This is a genomic window from Erwinia magellanica, from assembly GCF_039023495.1.
Classification (GTDB): domain Bacteria; phylum Pseudomonadota; class Gammaproteobacteria; order Enterobacterales; family Enterobacteriaceae; genus Erwinia.
In genome coordinates this window covers 174586-191992 of record NZ_JBCHVC010000003.1, presented here as the reverse complement: position 1 = coordinate 191992, position 17407 = coordinate 174586, and the positions used below count along the sequence as shown (strand labels likewise).

At 55.2% G+C, this 17407-nt stretch carries 16 protein-coding genes; 11 read left to right on the top strand and 5 right to left on the bottom strand.

The features are described 5' to 3' along the window. Positions 1-2: 2 nt before the first annotated feature. Positions 3-932 carry a homoserine kinase gene (thrB, locus tag AAH450_RS12560; protein ID WP_342910525.1) on the top strand — a complete coding sequence of 310 codons (930 nt, stop codon included), beginning with the start codon at positions 3-5 and terminating at the stop codon, positions 930-932. A 3-nt stretch (positions 933-935) separates the two neighbouring features. Beyond that, positions 936-2222 carry a threonine synthase gene (gene thrC, locus AAH450_RS12555; protein WP_318788742.1) on the top strand — a complete coding sequence of 429 codons (1287 nt, stop codon included), beginning with the start codon at positions 936-938 and terminating at the stop codon, positions 2220-2222. A 47-nt stretch (positions 2223-2269) separates the two neighbouring features. Here the strand turns inward: thrC and AAH450_RS12550 are convergent, their stop codons facing one another. From AAH450_RS12550 to yaaA, 3 genes are all read right to left on the bottom strand, one after another. Further along, positions 2270-4015 carry a hypothetical protein gene (locus AAH450_RS12550; RefSeq protein WP_342910524.1) on the bottom strand — a complete coding sequence of 582 codons (1746 nt, stop codon included), beginning with the start codon at positions 4013-4015 and terminating at the stop codon, positions 2270-2272. Between the two features lie 16 nt (positions 4016-4031). Then, on the bottom strand, positions 4032-5036 hold the full coding sequence (locus AAH450_RS12545) for a hypothetical protein (protein ID WP_342910523.1): 1005 nt from the start codon (positions 5034-5036) through the stop codon (positions 4032-4034). Positions 5037-5191: 155 nt separating this feature from the next. Then, positions 5192-5968, bottom strand: a complete 777-nt coding sequence (gene yaaA, locus AAH450_RS12540) for a peroxide stress protein YaaA (RefSeq protein WP_342910522.1) — start codon at positions 5966-5968, stop codon at positions 5192-5194. Between the two features lie 233 nt (positions 5969-6201). On the opposite strand from yaaA, the gene tal reads away from it, so the two are divergent. The 3 genes from tal to AAH450_RS12525 all read left to right on the top strand — a co-directional run bounded on the left by tal (position 6202) and on the right by AAH450_RS12525 (position 9315). Further along, positions 6202-7155, top strand: coding sequence for a transaldolase (gene tal, locus AAH450_RS12535; RefSeq protein ID WP_342910521.1), 954 nt, complete (start codon positions 6202-6204; stop codon positions 7153-7155). Positions 7156-7295: 140 nt separating this feature from the next. Next, positions 7296-7883: a molybdopterin adenylyltransferase gene (gene mog / locus AAH450_RS12530; RefSeq protein WP_342910520.1), complete on the top strand. Its 588-nt coding sequence runs from the start codon at positions 7296-7298 to the stop codon at positions 7881-7883. A 127-nt stretch (positions 7884-8010) separates the two neighbouring features. Then, positions 8011-9315, top strand: coding sequence for an MFS transporter (locus tag AAH450_RS12525; protein ID WP_342910519.1), 1305 nt, complete (start codon positions 8011-8013; stop codon positions 9313-9315). Between the two features lie 122 nt (positions 9316-9437). Here the strand turns inward: AAH450_RS12525 and satP are convergent, their stop codons facing one another. Then, complete coding sequence (satP, locus tag AAH450_RS12520) at positions 9438-10010, bottom strand: acetate uptake transporter (protein ID WP_342910518.1); 573 nt, start codon at positions 10008-10010, stop codon at positions 9438-9440. Positions 10011-10055: 45 nt separating this feature from the next. Here satP and AAH450_RS12515 point away from each other — a divergent pair, with 45 nt between their 5' ends. The 5 genes from AAH450_RS12515 (at position 10056) to nhaR (ending at position 15804) form a co-directional block, all read left to right on the top strand. Continuing rightward, on the top strand, positions 10056-10301 hold the full coding sequence (locus tag AAH450_RS12515; protein ID WP_342910517.1) for a hypothetical protein: 246 nt from the start codon (positions 10056-10058) through the stop codon (positions 10299-10301). Between the two features lie 25 nt (positions 10302-10326). Continuing rightward, the gene (dnaK, locus tag AAH450_RS12510; protein WP_342910516.1) at positions 10327-12243 is read left to right on the top strand and encodes a molecular chaperone DnaK; all 1917 of its coding nucleotides are present in this window, start codon (positions 10327-10329) and stop codon (positions 12241-12243) included. Positions 12244-12351: 108 nt separating this feature from the next. Further along, positions 12352-13491, top strand: a complete 1140-nt coding sequence (dnaJ, locus tag AAH450_RS12505) for a molecular chaperone DnaJ (RefSeq protein ID WP_342910515.1) — start codon at positions 12352-12354, stop codon at positions 13489-13491. A gap of 207 nt (positions 13492-13698) precedes the next feature. Beyond that, positions 13699-14859 carry a Na+/H+ antiporter NhaA gene (gene nhaA / locus AAH450_RS12500; RefSeq protein ID WP_342910514.1) on the top strand — a complete coding sequence of 387 codons (1161 nt, stop codon included), beginning with the start codon at positions 13699-13701 and terminating at the stop codon, positions 14857-14859. Positions 14860-14916: 57 nt separating this feature from the next. Beyond that, a complete protein-coding gene (nhaR, locus tag AAH450_RS12495; protein WP_342910513.1) occupies positions 14917-15804 on the top strand; it encodes a transcriptional activator NhaR in 888 nt (295 codons plus the stop codon). A gap of 64 nt (positions 15805-15868) precedes the next feature. Here nhaR and rpsT read toward each other — a convergent pair whose 3' ends face one another. Continuing rightward, entirely contained in the window at positions 15869-16132 is a 264-nt protein-coding gene (rpsT, locus tag AAH450_RS12490; RefSeq protein WP_025901190.1) for a 30S ribosomal protein S20, read from the bottom strand. A 315-nt stretch (positions 16133-16447) separates the two neighbouring features. On the opposite strand from rpsT, the gene ribF reads away from it, so the two are divergent. Beyond that, positions 16448-17386 carry a bifunctional riboflavin kinase/FAD synthetase gene (gene ribF, locus AAH450_RS12485; RefSeq protein ID WP_342910512.1) on the top strand — a complete coding sequence of 313 codons (939 nt, stop codon included), beginning with the start codon at positions 16448-16450 and terminating at the stop codon, positions 17384-17386. Positions 17387-17407 lie beyond the last annotated feature (21 nt).

Below are 17407 nucleotides of genomic sequence, written 5' to 3'. Positions count from 1 at the left end.
GAATGGTCAAGATTTATGCCCCTGCCTCAATTGGCAACGTCAGCGTGGGCTTTGATGTACTGGGTGCGGCAGTATCACCGGTGGACGGCTCCCTGTTAGGGGATTGCGTCACGGTGGAGGCAGCCAGCGAATTCAGCCTGCGCAACGAGGGGCGCTTTGTCAGCAAGCTGCCTGATAAAGCAGAAGAGAACATCGTCTGGCAATGCTGGGATCGCTTCTGTGAAGCGATTGGCAAGCGCGTGCCGGTGGCGATGACGCTGGAAAAAAATATGCCGATCGGATCGGGCCTCGGCTCCAGCGCCTGCTCCGTAGTGGCGGGTTTGATGGCGATGAACGAACACTGCGGCAAGCCGCTGAGCGACACAGAACTGCTGGCGCTGATGGGCGAGCTGGAAGGGCGAATTTCCGGCAGCGTGCATTATGATAATGTCGCCCCGTGCTTCCTCGGCGGCATTCAGCTGATGCTGGAGGAAAATGGGATTATCAGTCAGCAGGTGCCAGGCTTTGATCAGTGGCTGTGGGTGATGGCTTACCCCGGCATCAAGGTTTCTACGGCGGAAGCGCGCGCTATTCTGCCCGCGCAGTACCGTAAAGAAGAGATTATCAAGCATGGTCGCTACCTGGGTGGGTTTATTCATGCCTGCCACACGCAGCAGCCGGCGCTGGCGGCAAAGCTGATGCGCGATGTGATCGCCGAGCCTTACCGCACCAAACTCTTACCGGGGTTTGCCGAGGCTCGCCAGGCTGCGCAGGATATTGGCGCACTGGCCTGTGGCATATCGGGTTCCGGCCCTACGCTGTTCGCGGTTTGTGACCAACCGGACACCGCACAGCGCATGGCTGACTGGCTCAGCCAGCACTATCTGCAAAATGATGAAGGCTTCGTTCACATCTGTCGTATCGATACGGCAGGCGCACGTAAACTGGGATAACGCATGAAACTGTATAATCTGAAGGATCACAACGAGCAGGTCAGCTTCTCGCAGGCCGTTAAACAGGGTCTGGGTAGCCAGCAGGGGCTGTTCTTTCCGCTGGAGCTGCCGGAGTTTGAACTCACCGACATCGATGAGATGCTGGAAATGGATTTCGTTACCCGCAGCAGCAAAATTCTCTCTGCTTATATTGGTGATGAAATTGCGCCGCATCAGCTGCACGATCGCCTGAAAACGGCCTTCAGCTTCCCGGCACCGGTGGAAAAAGTCACTGATGATATCTCTGCACTGGAGCTGTTCCATGGGCCAACGCTGGCCTTTAAGGACTTCGGTGGCCGCTTTATGGCGCAGATGCTCTCCTATGTCAGCGGAGCCGATGAGAAAATTACTATTCTTACCGCCACCTCCGGAGATACCGGCGCAGCGGTTGCCCATGCTTTCTACGGTATGGATAACGTACGGGTAGTGATCCTCTATCCTCAGGGCAAAATCAGCCCGTTGCAGGAAAAACTGTTCTGTACCCTGGGTGGCAACATCCAGACTATCGCCATTGAGGGGGACTTTGACGCCTGTCAGTCCCTGGTGAAGCAGGCGTTTGATGATGAGCCGCTGAAAAAAACCATTGGCCTGAACTCCGCTAACTCCATCAACATCAGCCGCCTGCTGGCGCAGATTTGCTACTACTTTGAAGCGGTTGCTCAACTGCCGCAGGAGAAGCGCAATCAGCTGGTGATCTCTGTTCCAAGCGGTAACTTTGGCGACCTGACGGCGGGCCTGCTGGCGAAGTCTCTTGGCCTGCCGGTGAAGCGCTTTATCGCAGCAACCAACGCCAACGACACCGTGCCGCGTTTTCTGGTGAACAGCGAATGGCTGCCTAACGCCACCGTCTCCACTCTGTCAAACGCCATGGACGTCAGCCAGCCAAACAACTGGCCGCGTGTGGAAGAGATTTTCCGCCGTAAGGCGTGGAAACTCACGGAGCTGGGCTATGGCGCGGTGGATGATGAAACCACCAAAGCGACCATGCGCGAGCTGGCCGACCTGGGGTATATCTCTGAACCTCACGCGGCCATCGCTTACCGTATGCTGCGCGATCAGTTGCAGGAAGGGGAGTTTGGCCTGTTTCTGGGCACCGCGCATCCGGCTAAGTTTATCGAAAGCGTGGAAGAGATCCTCGACCGCAAGCTGCCTGTTCCTCAGGAGCTGGCGGACCGCGCTAACCTGCCGCTGCTGTCGCACAAGATGGCAGCGGATTTTGCCGCGCTGCGTGATTTCCTGCTGCATAAGTAACCCATACAGCTTCAACGATCTCCAACGGCCCTGCATGGGCCGTTTTTTCAGCTGTCCGATCCCCCAGTCATCCTCTGCTGTGCTGTAGCTGATGAGCTGCCACCGCCTGTTGCCACGGCTGATGAATTACCTGTGGGATTTTGCCCCGATGAGGCCAGCGCGCCCGTGGGCTGGTCTCCTGGTGCGGCGGTAAGCGTAGCCGCATTCTGATTGCCCGTGTTGGTTGCACCAGCGGAGGCAGTGAGCGGAGCCTGGCTGCTGGTCGTGGCGCTGGCCTGACTCTCTGCGGCAACGGCACCACGAACCTTGCTGTGTGCCTGATAAATCTGGTTTACCACCTTATAGGTCAGCCCAAACGCGGCGGCGGTTCCGGCATTGTTGAACAGGCTGGAAAGCAGCGGCGACACCTTCCCTTTGGTCAGGGCAGCCATAATCTGCTGGGAAGCCAGCGTGCTGCCGTTGGCAAAATTATTCCAGCTAAGACGGGCAATGGAGTGGTCCAGCAGGCGACCATAATCTTTCATCGGCAGGGAAGGGGAGAGCTTTTGCCCATCGCCAACCTGCTTAGCATCGTAATGCTTACCTAAAAAAGCGTCGCCGGTTTCAATCACCGTATTACAGGCGGCGCGAAGCGCGGAGACGATAGCCCCCATCTCATGCAGCGCTTTACCGCTTAACGGCTTGCCTGCCGCATCGCGGATCTCCGGGCCGGAGACGGTATAACCTTTCGGCAGCGCCTTCTGTATCAGTCCATCCTGTAGCATGCCCATCGCCAGAGTATTCAGCGTGTACCAGGCGCCATTGGTGCTCATATTGTCATCGCTGACGCCGTAGCTGGCTTTGCCGTCACGGGAAGCGACCATGCTGCCGGTGGCCTGCAAAGATTCCCGCGTACCGGCGTAGATAACATTACGCAACTGTGTACTGAGCACCCGCGCCGTCAGGCCGGGATTACCGGTCAGCGCACCCGCCAGCGACATGCCTACATTCATCAGTTCAGCGGCAATCTGCTGCCCGGTCACGCGTTTTGAGTCGGTTTGCGTTTGTGCGCTGAGCCGATTCCATTCCGCAGGCTTATCGCGGCGCATCACCTCTGCCCCCTCGGGGCTGAGGCCAAACTGCCCGCGCACCGCTACCTGATTGTGCTGCGGATCCCTTGCCAGACGGGGTTCACGGATATGGATTTGAGCCGCAATATTGGCAAGCGAGACGGCAGCCTGTAGGCCGACGGCAGCCGCAGGATGTTTTTCTGCCAGATGGGGCAACAGCATATTGTAGGCTTCGATAAAAGCCTCTTCGCGCATCATGGTGGGCAATCCGCAGGTAATCATCTGCTGCAAAGCATGACCGCCCAGCGCGCCCCAGGCCTTATTTTGCAGCGGAGCCAGGGTGAATTTACCCAGGGCAACAGCCGATGATTTGGTGTCGTTCCAGCCTGTTGTTCCGGCTGATTTCGCCCCTTTCAGCCCGGCGTTACCCGCTATCCTGGCACCGGTTAAAGCCAGGTTGCCGCCAGTTTTGACGCCACTCCAGGTGGCACTTCCCACCGTTTTCGTGCTGCCCCATGCAGCATTTCCTCCATATTTTATGCCGTTCCAGGCAGCAGTGGATCCCTGGCCCACAAGCGCGCTGCTTCCTTCCGCCAGGCCGGAGAAAAACTTCCCTGCGCTGGCGGCGGCCCTGGCGGCGCGCCCGGAGCTGTGGTCGGGCCGGGGGCCGCTCTCCTCATCGCCGCGTGAACCGGGCCTGGTCATCTGAAACTGACCGGGAACCTGTTGAATTGAATGACTCATGGCGTCTCTCCTCAGTTCAGGCAGCACTCTGGTGACGGCGATCAAACGCCACGGTAAGCGTCATAAAGTCGGCCAGCCAGCCGGCGAGATCGGCTGCCTCCAGCCCCAGCGAATCCCAGCGGCTGACCAGGCAGATCCTCTCGCCGCATAAGGTCAGCGAGCAGTGCGTGAACAGCCGAAGCTCCTGGTTGGCAACCAGATAGTGTCGTTGCTCATCGCCTGGAGATATCTCCAGATCCAGCGGCGCAGAGATCAACAGGTGGCGGCGATCGCCGTCGGCAAGCACAGAGAGTGGCCGTTCCGGGAAGGATAATTTGCAGAAGCAGCCCTCCAGCAGATAGCTTTCCCGCGCCAGGCCCAACAGGGTGAAAGTTTGTTGCAGAAGGGGATAGTGCCAGTCAGTGGTGAGTGCCTCCCTGGACAGCGCATCCATGCGCTCCGCTAACTGCTGCTGCCAGCCAGCAATCCAGCCGGGAAGCGGGGGCGCTTCTTCTGGCGCACCTGTCGTCTCTGGCTGTCCCAGCGAAAGCAGCAGGTCAATAAGACTTGAAGCGAGTGAATTGAAATCATTCATCACGCCCGCCAGCGCATCCGGCTGGCCGGGCAGATCAAACGCCAGCGGCCTGGTCAGCAGGGCTGAACCCTGCGGATCGAGAGAAAGGCTGATACCGTTCATCGCCATCGCCACATCGTTGGTTCTGAGTAGCGCTTCCTGCCAGACCTCAGGATGAAGCGCCTCTGGCTCAGGAAGAATGCCAACCGCCAGCCACATCGGCACCGGCTTCTCGCTCTGACAAATCAGGATCAAGTGCAGCGCATCCAGCCGGATCAAACCGGTGGAGGCAAACTGCTGCTGCTGCGCCTCATCCACACCAAACTGCGCCGCTGCGGCCATCAGCCACGCTTTGGCTGAATCTGGCAGAGGATTTTGCCAGCCGTCTGTCCGGACGCTCTTATCCTGCTGATGGCTGGCCTGCCACATCCGATCGCGAATGGTTCTCTCTAACCCCTGCTGATCCATACTCTTCCCCCCATAGCTGATTACGCCTTGAGTGACCCGCAGGTTGTAATGGTTCTGTCACAAAAGGGCTTATAAAAAAAGGCTATGGCTGGAGGAAAAAAGGGGGTGATTTGCGGCGCAAAAGGGCGCTGCGCCGCTCGATCTATTGGCAGAAGTTATGGCTGTTCGCGGCGTTTAAAGACCAGATCGGTTTCATTACTCTCTTCAGCCGAATAGGCGTAGCCAGCAACAGCAAAGTTTTTCAGCTGGGCGGGTTTCGTCAGACCCTGCTGGATGACATAGCGACTCATCAGGCCACGCGCTTTTTTGGCGTAGAAGCTGATAACTTTGAATTTGCCATTCTTCTCATCAAGGAATACCGGTTTGATAATGCGGCCATTGAGCTGTTTCGGCTTCAGCGCTCTGAAATATTCGTCGGAAGCCAGGTTGATCAGCACATCATCACCCTGTTCGGCCAGCGCAGCGTTCAGCGCTTCAGTCAGCCTGTCGCCCCAAAAAGCGTAGAGATCTTTCCCGGCTGGGTTTTCCAGCCTGATGCCCATTTCCAGCCGGTAAGGCTGCATTAAATCCAGCGGCCGCAGCAGGCCATAAAGGCCGGAAAGCATACGCAGATGCTGCTGGGCAAAATCGAACTCTTTCTCACTAAAGGTTTCCGCCTGTAGGCCGGTATAGACATCACCTTTGAACGCCAGAATGGCCTGGCGAGCATTTTCTGGCGTAAAAGGGGGATGCCAGTCGTTGAAGCGGTTGGCATTCAGTTCCGCCAGCTTATCGCTGATGCTCATCAACGAGCCGATTTGGGCCGGCGTGAGCTGCCGCGCAATCTCAATCAGTTTCTGGGAATCATCCAGCAGCGCCGGTTGGGTAAAGCGTCTGGTCGCCAGCGGGCTGTCAAAATCCAGCGTTTTGGCTGGGGAGATAACCATCAACATGCCTGAGTCCTTGTATAAATAAGCTGAAGTAGCGCGCTACTTTAGCAAAAAACGGGCGATGAAAGCAGTAATCGCTGTCATCGCTCCAGCTGATTTCTCTGCGCATTTATCCACAATTTAGCACTGCGGGGCCTGCGGGAAACCTTACCTTGCATGGCGGGTTTCGCGTGATATTATCCGTGGCAGAGAATTTCAAGAACCCGATACTCTACACTCTGATGAGAATGACAACCATGACGGACAAACTGACTTCCCTGCGTCAACTCACTACCGTTGTTGCCGACACCGGTGACATTGCAGCGATGAAGCTCTATAAGCCGCAAGATGCGACCACTAACCCTTCCCTGATCCTGAGCGCCGCGCAGATCCCTGAATACCGCAAGCTGATTGATGATGCGGTGAGCTGGGCGCGCGATCAGAGCAGTAAAAAAGAAGAGCAGATCAACTTTGCCGCGGATAAGCTGGCCGTCAATATCGGTCTGGAAATCCTGAAGCTGGTGCCGGGCCGCATTTCCACTGAAGTTGATGCGCGCCTCTCTTACGATACTGAAGGCAGCATTGAAAAAGCCCGCTCCCTGATCAAGCTCTATAACGACGCGGGCATCAGCAACGACCGTATCCTGATCAAACTGGCATCCACCTGGCAGGGCATCCGTGCCGCTGAGCAGCTGGAGAAAGAAGGGATCAACTGTAACCTGACGCTGCTGTTCTCCTTCGCTCAGGCTCGTGCCTGTGCGGAAGCTGGCGTCTACCTGATTTCACCTTTCGTTGGTCGTATTCTGGACTGGTACAAAGCGAATACCGACAAGAAAGAGTACGCGCCGCATGAAGATCCGGGCGTGGTTTCCGTGTCTGAAATCTATGAATACTACAAGCAGCACGGCTATGAAACGGTGGTGATGGGTGCCAGCTTCCGTAACGTAGGCGAAATCATTGAGCTGGCTGGTTGCGACCGTCTGACCATCTCCCCGGCCCTGCTGAAAGAGCTGGCGGAAACTGAAGGTACGCTGGAGCCTAAACTCTCCTGGGCTGGCGAAGTGAAAGCGCGTCCGGCGAAGATGACTGAATCTGAGTTCCTGTGGCAGCACAACCAGGATCCGATGGCAGTGGATAAACTGGCTCAGGGCATTCGTAACTTTGCGCTCGACCAGGCCAAACTCGACAAGATGATTGCCGAGCTGCTGTAACCCTCTGAGAGTGGCTGGCACACCAGCCACTCTTTTCACTCGCTGTACATCCCGCTTTGCAATAGTTTATCCTTCCCTCTTATCTCCCCCGATACCCGCGTCCGCCCTTAAAGCGTGGCCGTAACTACAGTGACGACACGATGAATACACTACGTATAGGATTGATTTCGGTTTCCGATCGCGCCGCCAACGGCATCTATCAGGATCAGGGCTTGCCTGCGCTTGAGGCCTGGCTTTCGCAGGCGCTGGCTACGCCGTTCACCATTGAAAAGCGACTGGTGCCGGATGAACAGCCGATGATTGAGCAGGCCATCTGTGAACTGGTAGATGAATTATTCTGCTCTCTGGTGCTGACGACGGGCGGAACCGGCCCGGCTCGTCGTGATGTGACGCCCGATGCGACGCTGGCCATTGCTGACCGCGAGATGCCGGGTTTTGGCGAACAGATGCGCCAGATTAGCCTTAACTTTGTGCCTACAGCAATCCTCTCCCGTCAGGTAGGGGTGATCCGCAAACAGTCACTGATCATTAACCTTCCGGGCCAGCCAAAATCGATTCAGGAGACGCTGGAAGGGCTTAAGGATGCGGAGGGTAAAACCAAAGTTCACGGCATTTTTGCCAGCGTGCCTTACTGTATTCAGCTGCTGGAAGGCCCTTATGTGGAAACACATGAGGCGGTAGTAGCAGCTTTTCGTCCCAAAAGTGCCAGGCGCGAAACAAACGGCTAAAAATGGCGTAATTCAGGCATAAGATCCAGCGGCGCTGGTGTGGCAGAGAATGAACGGTATAGTACGCATAGCTTTACATTGGCGGACTATACTTTTTTCTTCTACTTCTGGATATGCCTGAATAATTATGCCTCCCGATAACGCGCGTCGGTTAAACCGACAGGATTATAAAACCCTCTCTCTGGCGGCGCTGGGCGGCGCGCTGGAGTTCTACGACTTCATTATTTTTGTCTTTTTTGCCGCCGTAATTGGCGACCTCTTTTTCCCTGCCGATATCCCTGACTGGCTGCGCCAGCTCCAGACGTTTGCCATTTTCGCCGCAGGCTATCTGGCGCGCCCGTTAGGCGGCCTGATCATGGCCCATTTTGGTGACAGCCAGGGCCGTAAGAAAATGTTCAGTCTCAGCATTCTGCTGATGGCTCTGCCTACGCTGGCGATGGGGCTGCTGCCAACCTATGCCACGCTTGGCATTGCCGCGCCGATCCTGCTGTTGCTGCTGCGCGTTTTGCAGGGGGCGGCGATTGGCGGAGAAGTGCCGGGCGCCTGGGTATTTGTGGCTGAACATGTTCCGGAAAAACGCATCGGCTTCGCCTGCGGTACGCTGACTGCGGGACTCACCGCGGGCATCCTGCTTGGCTCAGTTGTGGCGACCCTTGTTAACACCACTCTGGGGGCTGAGGGGATTGCTGAAGGCGGCTGGCGCATCCCGTTCCTGCTGGGCGGCGTATTTGGTTTTATCGCTCTCTATTTGCGCCGCTGGCTGCATGAAACGCCAATCTTTGTCGAAATGCAGTCACGTAAAGCGCTGGCTGCTGAGCTTCCCCTCAAAACGGTCATTCTGAACTGCAAAAAAGAGATCGCGATAAGCATGCTGCTGACCTGGCTGCTGTCAGCAGGAATTGTGGTGGTGATCCTGATGACGCCCACCCTGTTACAAAAACAGTTTGGCATTGCGGCAGCGTCGGCGCTTCAGGCTAACAGCCTCGCAACGGTGATGTTACTGGTTGGTTGTATCTGCTCCGGGCTGGCTGCCGACAGATTTGGTGCCAGCAAAACGCTGATCGTTGGCAGCCTGCTTCTGGCCGGTTGCAGCTGGCTGTTTTACCGCACCGTTGGCGGGCACCCCGAGATGCTTTTCCCCTGCTATGCGCTGGTGGGCTTCAGCGTTGGGGTGGTGGGTGCCGTACCTTACGTGATGGTTCGGGCATTTCCCGCCGAGGTGCGTTTTACCGGCATCGCCTTCTCCTATAACGTGGCTTATGCCATTTTTGGTGGGCTGACGCCGATATTCGTCACGCTGATTATGAAGGTGACGCCGCTGGCTCCCGCTTATTACGTGCTGGCACTCTCCGCCATTGGCTTACTGGTTGGCCTCTGCCTTAAGCGCAGCTTTGCCCGTCATCCTCTTGTCGTTAACCAGAGCAGAGGTTGATAAAAAGTAGCGTTAACCACAGGCGGTTACCGCCCAGGGAATAAAAGATTAAGCGCAACGCTCAGTAGATAATTGTCCGTTAAAAAAGGCCCCTGGGGGCCTTTTTTACTTCCAGCTTAATGTTAAACCTGCTTAGCGCTACCCAGCGGCAGTACGGTTCGGCCCAATTGTTCGTTGATCACTTCAGCCATCGCCAGATAGATTGCGCTGGCGCCGCAGAGCAGGCCTTCATATCCCGCCAGCATCAGCACCGTTTTATTCCCGGCGATATTTCCCCAGGCAAGTAGCGCGAACAGCAGCGTCAGGCTGGCAAAAACGCTCTGTAACGCGCGGCTGGCAGAGAGCGTGCCAAAGAACATAAACAGCGTAAACACGCCCCATAACGCCAGCCAGATACCGAGCACGTTGGCATCAGTGGGTTGCGCCAGCCCCATCTCAGGCAGCAGCAAAATGCCTGTCAGACTCAGCCAGAAGCAACCATAGGAGGTGAAAGCGGTGAGGCCAAAAGTATTACCCTTTTTGTACTCAAGCAGGCCCGCAACAATTTGCGCCAGCCCGCCGAAAAAAATGCCCGTGCTGATGATGGCGGAAGTCAGCGGAATAAAGCCCGCGTTATGAAGATTGAGTAAAACCGTGGACAACCCGAATCCCATTAATCCCAGTGGTCCTGGATTGGCCAGCCTGTTGTTATGCATATGTTTCCCGTAATAAAGATAAAAAGTGAATTTTTGGGGCAAATCTTGCTGATTTATCAAAAGATTTTTTCCGGCGTTCTCAGGCCGCGCGGCATCATAAAGATCCGGCGAAGGGGAAACATTGATCTGAAGAGCGATAAAAAAGACTTTTTTTTTCTGCTGCCCCTTGATGCCGTGGTGGATGGCCCCATCTTAGTTGGCATCCAAGGGTATGGACCTGGAAAAAAAGCGTGGCGCCAGCAGTTGAAACGGCAAAAAAAGCCCGCATTAAGTGTTCATAAACTGATTTGACATGAATTTAAGTGGGAGAAGTGTAATGGGTAAAATTATTGGTATTGACCTGGGTACGACTAACTCTTGTGTCGCTATTATGGATGGCGGTAAAGCGCGCGTGCTGGAGAATGCAGAAGGCGATCGCACCACCCCTTCTATTATTGCTTACACCCAGGACGGCGAGATTCTGGTCGGTTCACCGGCTAAGCGTCAGGCTGTGACCAACCCACAGAATACCCTGTTTGCGATTAAGCGCCTGATTGGCCGTCGCTTCCAGGACGAAGAAGTGCAGCGTGATATCAAAATCATGCCTTACAAAATTGCCGGTTCCGACAACGGTGATGCCTGGATCGATGTGAAGGGCCAGAAAATGGCGCCGCCGCAGATTTCTGCGGAAGTGCTGAAGAAAATGAAGAAAACGGCGGAAGATTATCTGGGTGAGCCAGTAACTGAAGCGGTTATTACCGTACCAGCCTACTTCAACGATGCGCAGCGTCAGGCAACGAAAGATGCCGGCCGTATCGCAGGTCTGGACGTGAAGCGTATCATCAACGAACCAACCGCAGCCGCGCTGGCTTACGGTATGGACAAAGGTCAGGGCAACCGCACTATCGCGGTTTATGACCTGGGTGGGGGTACCTTCGATATCTCTATCATCGAAATCGATGAAGTAGATGGCGAAAAAACCTTCGAAGTACTGGCTACCAACGGTGATACCCACCTGGGTGGTGAAGACTTCGACAGCCGTATGATCAACTACCTGGTCGCTGAATTTAAGAAAGATTCAGGCATCGATCTGCACAACGATCCGCTGGCGATGCAGCGTCTGAAAGAAGCGGCAGAAAAAGCCAAAATTGAGCTTTCTTCCGCTCAGCAGACCGACGTGAACCTGCCGTACATCACTGCTGATGCTACTGGTCCTAAGCACCTGAACATCAAAGTGACTCGTGCGAAGCTGGAATCACTGGTAGAAGATCTGGTCAGCCGCTCTATTGCGCCTCTGAAAGTTGCGTTGCAGGATGCGGGTCTTTCTGTCTCTGATATCAACGACGTTATCCTGGTCGGTGGTCAGACTCGTATGCCAATGGTGCAGGCGAAAGTGGCTGAGTTCTTCGGTAAAGAGCCACGTAAAGACGTGAACCCGGATGAAGCAGTAGCAGTGGGTGCTGCGGTTCAGGGTGGTGTTCTGGCGGGCGACGTGAAAGACGTGCTGCTGCTGGACGTTACGCCTCTCTCCCTGGGTATCGAAACCATGGGTGGCGTGATGACTGCGCTGATCAACAAGAACACCACTATCCCGACCAAGCACAGCCAGGTGTTCTCTACAGCTGAAGACAACCAGTCTGCCGTGACTATTCACGTGGTGCAGGGTGAGCGTAAACGTGCTGCTGATAACAAATCGCTGGGCCAGTTCAACCTGGACGGCATTAACGCAGCGCCGCGCGGCATGCCGCAGATCGAAGTCACCTTCGATATCGATGCCGATGGTATCCTGCACGTTTCCGCGAAAGATAAAAACAGCGGAAAAGAGCAGAAGATCACCATCAAAGCTTCTTCTGGTCTGAACGACGAAGAGATCGAAAAAATGGTGCGTGACGCCGAAGCTAACGCTGAGTCGGACCGCAAATTTGAAGAGCTGGTGCAGACCCGTAACCAGGCCGATCATCTGTCGCACAGCACCCGTAAGCAGCTGGACGAAGCAGGCGATCAACTGCCAGCAGACGACAAAGCACCGATCGAAGCGGCTCTGGCCGAGCTGAACACGGCGTTGAAAGGCGAAGACAAAGCTGAAATCGAAGCGAAAATGCAGGCGCTGATGGAAGTCTCCAGCAAACTGATGGAGTTCGCTCAGCAGCAGCAGGCCGCAGGCGGCGCAGCCGATGCCGGTGATGCTTCCGCTAAGAAAGATGACGACGTTGTTGACGCCGAATTCGAAGAAGTGAAAGACAACAAAAAATAATCGCCCTTGAGCGGGCACGGTGGCCTGAAAAAGGCCACTGATGAAACCTGACGGGCGTAGGAGTTTTCTCCACGCCCGTTCATGCATATTAAGGGCAGGACCACCAGAATGGCGAAGAGAGACTATTACGAGATTTTAGGCGTTTCCAATTCAGCGGATGAGCGTGAAATCAAAAAGGCCTATAAACGCCTGGCGATGAAATTCCACCCTGACCGCAATCCAGGCGACAAAGAATCGGAAGCCAAATTCAAGGAAGTGAAGGAAGCTTACGAGATCCTGACCGACAGCCAGAAACGTGCGGCCTACGATCAGTACGGTCATGCAGCCTTTGAACAGGGCGGTATGGGTGGCGGCGGCGGCTTTGGCGGCGGCGGCGGAGCAGATTTCAGCGATATCTTTGGCGACGTGTTCGGCGATATCTTTGGCGGAGGACGCCGTCAGCAGCGTGCTGCGCGCGGTGCCGATTTACGCTATAACATGGAGCTGACGCTTGAAGAAGCTGTCCGCGGCGTGTCCAAAGAGATCCGCATTCCTACGCTGGAAGAGTGTGAGGTTTGCGACGGCAGCGGCGCAAAACCAGGCACTAAGCCGCAGACCTGTTCAACCTGTCACGGTCAGGGCCAGGTGCAGATGCGTCAGGGCTTCTTTACCGTACAGCAGGCGTGTCCGACCTGTCACGGTCGTGGAGCGGTTATCAAAGATCCTTGTAACGCCTGCCACGGTCATGGCCGCGTTGAGAAGTCTAAAACACTGTCGGTGAAAATTCCGGCAGGCGTGGATACCGGCGATCGTATTCGTCTCACCGGTGAAGGTGAAGCGGGAGAGCACGGTGCACCAGCAGGCGATCTCTACGTTCAGGTACAGGTGCGCAAGCACCCAATCTTCGAGCGTGAAGAGAATAACCTCTACTGCGAAGTGCCGATCAACTTTGCAATGGCAGCGCTGGGCGGTGAAATTGAAGTGCCGACTCTGGATGGCCGTGTGAAGCTGAAAGTGCCGGCAGAAACGCAGACCGGTAAGCTATTCCGCATGCGCGGGAAAGGCGTCAAGTCTGTCCGCGGCGGTGCGCAGGGCGACCTGCTTTGCCGCGTAGTGGTAGAAACGCCGGTCAGCCTTAGCGACAAGCAGAAAGCGCTGCTGCGCGAGCTGGAAGAGAGCTTCGGCGGCCCAAGTGGCGAGAAGAACAGCCCTCGTTCGAAAAGCTTCTTTGACGGCGTGAAGAAATTCTTCGACGATTTGACCCGATAACTTCAGGTCAGGCAGAAAAAACGGACAGCTCAGGCTGTCCGTTTTTTTTTATGTTTTGCTTCTGCTGAAGAGCCGCCTGCGGCTCAGTTTGCCGCTATACTTCGGAAATAGTGAAGTGTTAAGCGGGTATAAACTGTTTTTTACGATCGGTTAAAACGAGTATGCTGGCGCTACTTTCTTTCATCACTTTGTTAACGGAATGCTCTGATGAATTCAGCTTTAAAAAGATTACTGAAAAATGAAGCCACCGGCGGGGTGGTTCTGATCATCGCTGCGGCAATTGCGATGTTCCTGGCGAATAATGCCGGGACGCAGCAGATTTACCAGTCAATACTGAACGTGCCGGTTGAGTTCCGCTTCGGCAGCCTGGATATCAGTAAAAACCTGCTGTTATGGATCAACGATGCGCTGATGGCGATCTTTTTCCTGATGATTGGCCTCGAGGTAAAACATGAGCTGGTTTCAGGATCGCTCGCCACGCGCGAACGGGCGATGTTTCCCCTGATTGCTGCCTTAGGCGGTATGCTGGCACCAGGATTGATCTTCGCGGCGCTCAATCATAGCGATCCGCTTGCCAGCAACGGCTGGGCAATCCCTACCGCAACCGATATTGCCTTTGCACTGGGTATCCTTGCTCTGTTAGGCAGCCGCGTGCCGCCCGCCCTGAAAATGTTCCTGATGGCGCTGGCGGTCATTGACGATCTCGGCGCTATTCTGATCATCGCTTTCTTCTACACCCAGGATCTCTCTCTGACCTCGCTGGCCGTGGCCGGTGCCGCAACGGCAGTGCTGATCCTGTTGAATAAGCTGGGCGTACGCAGCATTTCGCTCTACATGCTGGTAGGGGTGGTGCTGTGGGTGGCAGTGCTGAAATCGGGCATTCATGCCACGGTTGCAGGCGTTATCATTGGCTTCTGCGTACCGTTGAAAAAAGAGAATGGCCATTCACCGGCCATGCATCTGGCGCATGGTCTGGCTCCCTGGGTGAGCTGGCTGATTTTACCGCTGTTTGCTTTCGCCAATGCGGGCGTTTCGCTGGCTGGCGTCTCTCTCAACGGGCTGCTCTCTGATGTTCCGCTGGGGATCATTCTTGGGCTGTTTATCGGCAAGCCGTTGGGGATCACCCTGATCTGCTGGCTGGCGATCAAAATGCGGGTTGCCGCGCTGCCGGAAGGAACCCGAATGCAGGATATCGCTGCTGTTGGCCTGCTGTGCGGGATTGGTTTCACCATGTCGATCTTTATCGCTTCGCTGGCCTTTGATGCCGCACATGAAGAGATGGTGACGCTGGCCAAGCTGGGTATCCTTACCGGTTCGATTGTGTCAGCAGTTGTGGGCTATTCGCTGTTGCGAGTCAAACTCAGGTAATGAGATAGCGGCCAGCTTCTGCTGGCCGCGCTTGATATCGCCATCAGGGAGGCGCGTATGTCACACATCAATTTCAACCATCTCTACTATTTCTGGCAGGTTTGTAAAGCCGGGTCGGTGGTAGGGGCGGCAGATGCCCTGAATCTGACGCCTCAGACCATTACCGGCCAGATCAAGGCGCTGGAAGAGCGGCTACAGGGCAAACTGTTTAAACGGCAGGGAAGGGGGCTGGTGCCCTCTGAGCTGGGGCAGTTAGTTTTTCGCTATGCGGACCGGATGTTCCAGCTCAGCCAGGAGATGCTGGATATCGTTAACTACCGTAAAGAGGCGAGCCTGCTGTTTGATGTTGGCGTAGCGGATGTTCTCTCCAAGCGGCTGGTGAGCCAGGTACTGAAAACGGCGGTAGTGGAGGATGAAAACATCCACCTTCGCTGTTTTGAGTCCACCCATGAGATGCTGCTGGAGCAGCTCAGCCAGCACAAGCTGGATATGATCCTCTCCGACTGCCCGATAGACTCCACGCAGCAGGCCGGGTTGTTTTCCGTCAAGCTGGGCGAGTGCAGTGTCAGCTTCTGGTGTCAGGCACCGGTTCCCGATCTGCCTTTCCCTGCCTGCCTTGAGCAGCGTAAATTGCTGATCCCCGGACGGCGTTACATGCTGGGACGCCAGCTACTGAACTGGTTTCAGACGCAGGGGCTGGAGGTGGATATTCTGGGCGAGTTTGATGATGCCGCGCTGATGACAGCCTTTGGTGCGAGCCATAATGCGATTTTTGTTGCGCCATCCCGTTACGGTGATGACATTTATGCTGAAAAAGAAATTGTTGAACTGGGCAGGATTGAGAGCCTGGTGGAGGAGTATCACGTGATTTTTGCCGAGCGAATGATCCAACATCCCGCCGTGCAGCGTATTTGTAACAAGGATTTCACTGCGCTGTTTTCATAAAAAGCGGACATAAAAAAACCGGCAGCGCCGGTTTCTTTATCAAAGCCGATTAACAGCGTGGCGATTAAGCCAGTTTGTTGATCTGTGCAGTCAGGTTTGCTTTATGACGTGCAGCTTTGTTTTTGTGGATCAGGCCTTTAGCTGCCTGACGGTCCACGATTGGTTGCATTTCATTAAATGCATTCTGCGCAGCCGCTTTATCGCCAGTAGCGATAGCCGCGTAGACTTTCTTGATAAAAGTACGCAACATTGAACGACGGCTAGCGTTGTGCTTACGACGCTTCTCAGACGTTACTGCGCGTTTCTTAGCTGATTTGATATTAGCCAAGGTCCAACTCCCAAATAGTTCTATGAGGACAATTCAAAGGCCGAGGAATATGCCTCTTTCGCCCATGGTTGTCAATGGATTTGTGCAAATAAGCGTCGCTAAAAAAACGACACTTGGTTACGTTTCGATGGCGCAAGATTCTATCAGCTTCATGCCAATGAATACAGCTTATTCACAAGATAAATGTGAATGGCTCACGCGGGCAGGGTTTGCCGGAGAAAATGGCGGGATAAACGGGCTAAAGCCGCATTCGCGGGTTAACCTTCCGGGCTGTAATTGGTATAATCCGCCGATTTCCACAAATTTGAGCCAGCCATGAAGTTTATCCGCGGCATACATAACCTTAGGGAGCAGCATCGCGGCTGCGTACTGACCATCGGTAATTTCGATGGCGTCCACCGTGGCCATCAGGCACTGCTTTCCCGACTGTGTGAAGAAGGCCGCCAGCGCAATTTGCCGGTGGTGGTAATGATCTTTGAGCCGCAGCCGCTTGAGCTGTTTGCGGCCGACAAAGCGCCCGTCAGGCTGACACGCCTGCGGGACAAAGTCCGTTACCTGAGCGAAGCGGGCGTGGATGCGGTGCTCTGCGTGCGTTTCGATCGCCATTTCGCCGCGCAGACAGCGGAGAGTTTTGTCGCCGATTTGCTGGTGGAGAAGCTTGACGTGAAGTTTCTCGCCGTGGGTGATGACTTCCGTTTTGGTGCTGGTCGTCAGGGGGATTTCCTGCTATTACAGACGGCTGGCGTAAACTATGGCTTTGATGTCATCAGTACCCAGACCTTTTGTGACGGCGGCATACGCATCAGCAGTACGGCCGTGCGTCAGGCGCTGGCGGAAGACGATCTGCCGCTGGCGGCCTCGCTTCTTGGCCATCCCTACACGATTTCTGGTCGGGTAGTTCATGGCGATGCGCTGGGCCGCACGATAGGCTTTCCTACCGCCAACCTGCCGCTAAGACGCTATCTCTCGCCGGTAAGAGGGGTCTATGCCGTTGAAGTGTATGGCCTGGGCGATAAGCCGCTGCCAGGCGTTGCCAATATTGGTACGCGTCCCACGGTCGCCGGCCTGCGTCAGCAGCTGGAAGTTCACCTGCTGGACGTTGCAATGGATCTGTACGGTCGCCATATAGAGGTGGCGATCGCTAAAAAAATTCGTAATGAGCAGCGTTTTGCCTCGCTGGACGCGCTTAAAGAGCAAATTGCTAAAGATGTGGTGAGCGCCCGAACGTTTTTTGGGCTGAAAACACCGGTTTAAACCGAACCGAAATACGGAATC

Bases quoted from the DNA above. Each gene is read 5' to 3' on its own strand.
- thrB (WP_342910525.1), top strand. From the start codon at position 3: ATGGTCAAGATTTATGCCCCTGCCTCAATTGGCAACGTCAGCGTGGGC.
- thrC (WP_318788742.1), top strand. From the start codon at position 936: ATGAAACTGTATAATCTGAAGGATCACAACGAGCAGGTCAGCTTCTCG.
- AAH450_RS12550 (WP_342910524.1), bottom strand. From the start codon at position 4,015: ATGAGTCATTCAATTCAACAGGTTCCCGGTCAGTTTCAGATGACCAGG.
- AAH450_RS12545 (WP_342910523.1), bottom strand. From the start codon at position 5,036: ATGGATCAGCAGGGGTTAGAGAGAACCATTCGCGATCGGATGTGGCAG.
- yaaA (WP_342910522.1), bottom strand. From the start codon at position 5,968: ATGTTGATGGTTATCTCCCCAGCCAAAACGCTGGATTTTGACAGCCCG.
- tal (WP_342910521.1), top strand. From the start codon at position 6,202: ATGACGGACAAACTGACTTCCCTGCGTCAACTCACTACCGTTGTTGCC.
- mog (WP_342910520.1), top strand. From the start codon at position 7,296: ATGAATACACTACGTATAGGATTGATTTCGGTTTCCGATCGCGCCGCC.
- AAH450_RS12525 (WP_342910519.1), top strand. From the start codon at position 8,011: ATGCCTCCCGATAACGCGCGTCGGTTAAACCGACAGGATTATAAAACC.
- satP (WP_342910518.1), bottom strand. From the start codon at position 10,010: ATGCATAACAACAGGCTGGCCAATCCAGGACCACTGGGATTAATGGGA.
- dnaK (WP_342910516.1), top strand. From the start codon at position 10,327: ATGGGTAAAATTATTGGTATTGACCTGGGTACGACTAACTCTTGTGTC.
- dnaJ (WP_342910515.1), top strand. From the start codon at position 12,352: ATGGCGAAGAGAGACTATTACGAGATTTTAGGCGTTTCCAATTCAGCG.
- nhaA (WP_342910514.1), top strand. From the start codon at position 13,699: ATGAATTCAGCTTTAAAAAGATTACTGAAAAATGAAGCCACCGGCGGG.
- nhaR (WP_342910513.1), top strand. From the start codon at position 14,917: ATGTCACACATCAATTTCAACCATCTCTACTATTTCTGGCAGGTTTGT.
- ribF (WP_342910512.1), top strand. From the start codon at position 16,448: ATGAAGTTTATCCGCGGCATACATAACCTTAGGGAGCAGCATCGCGGC.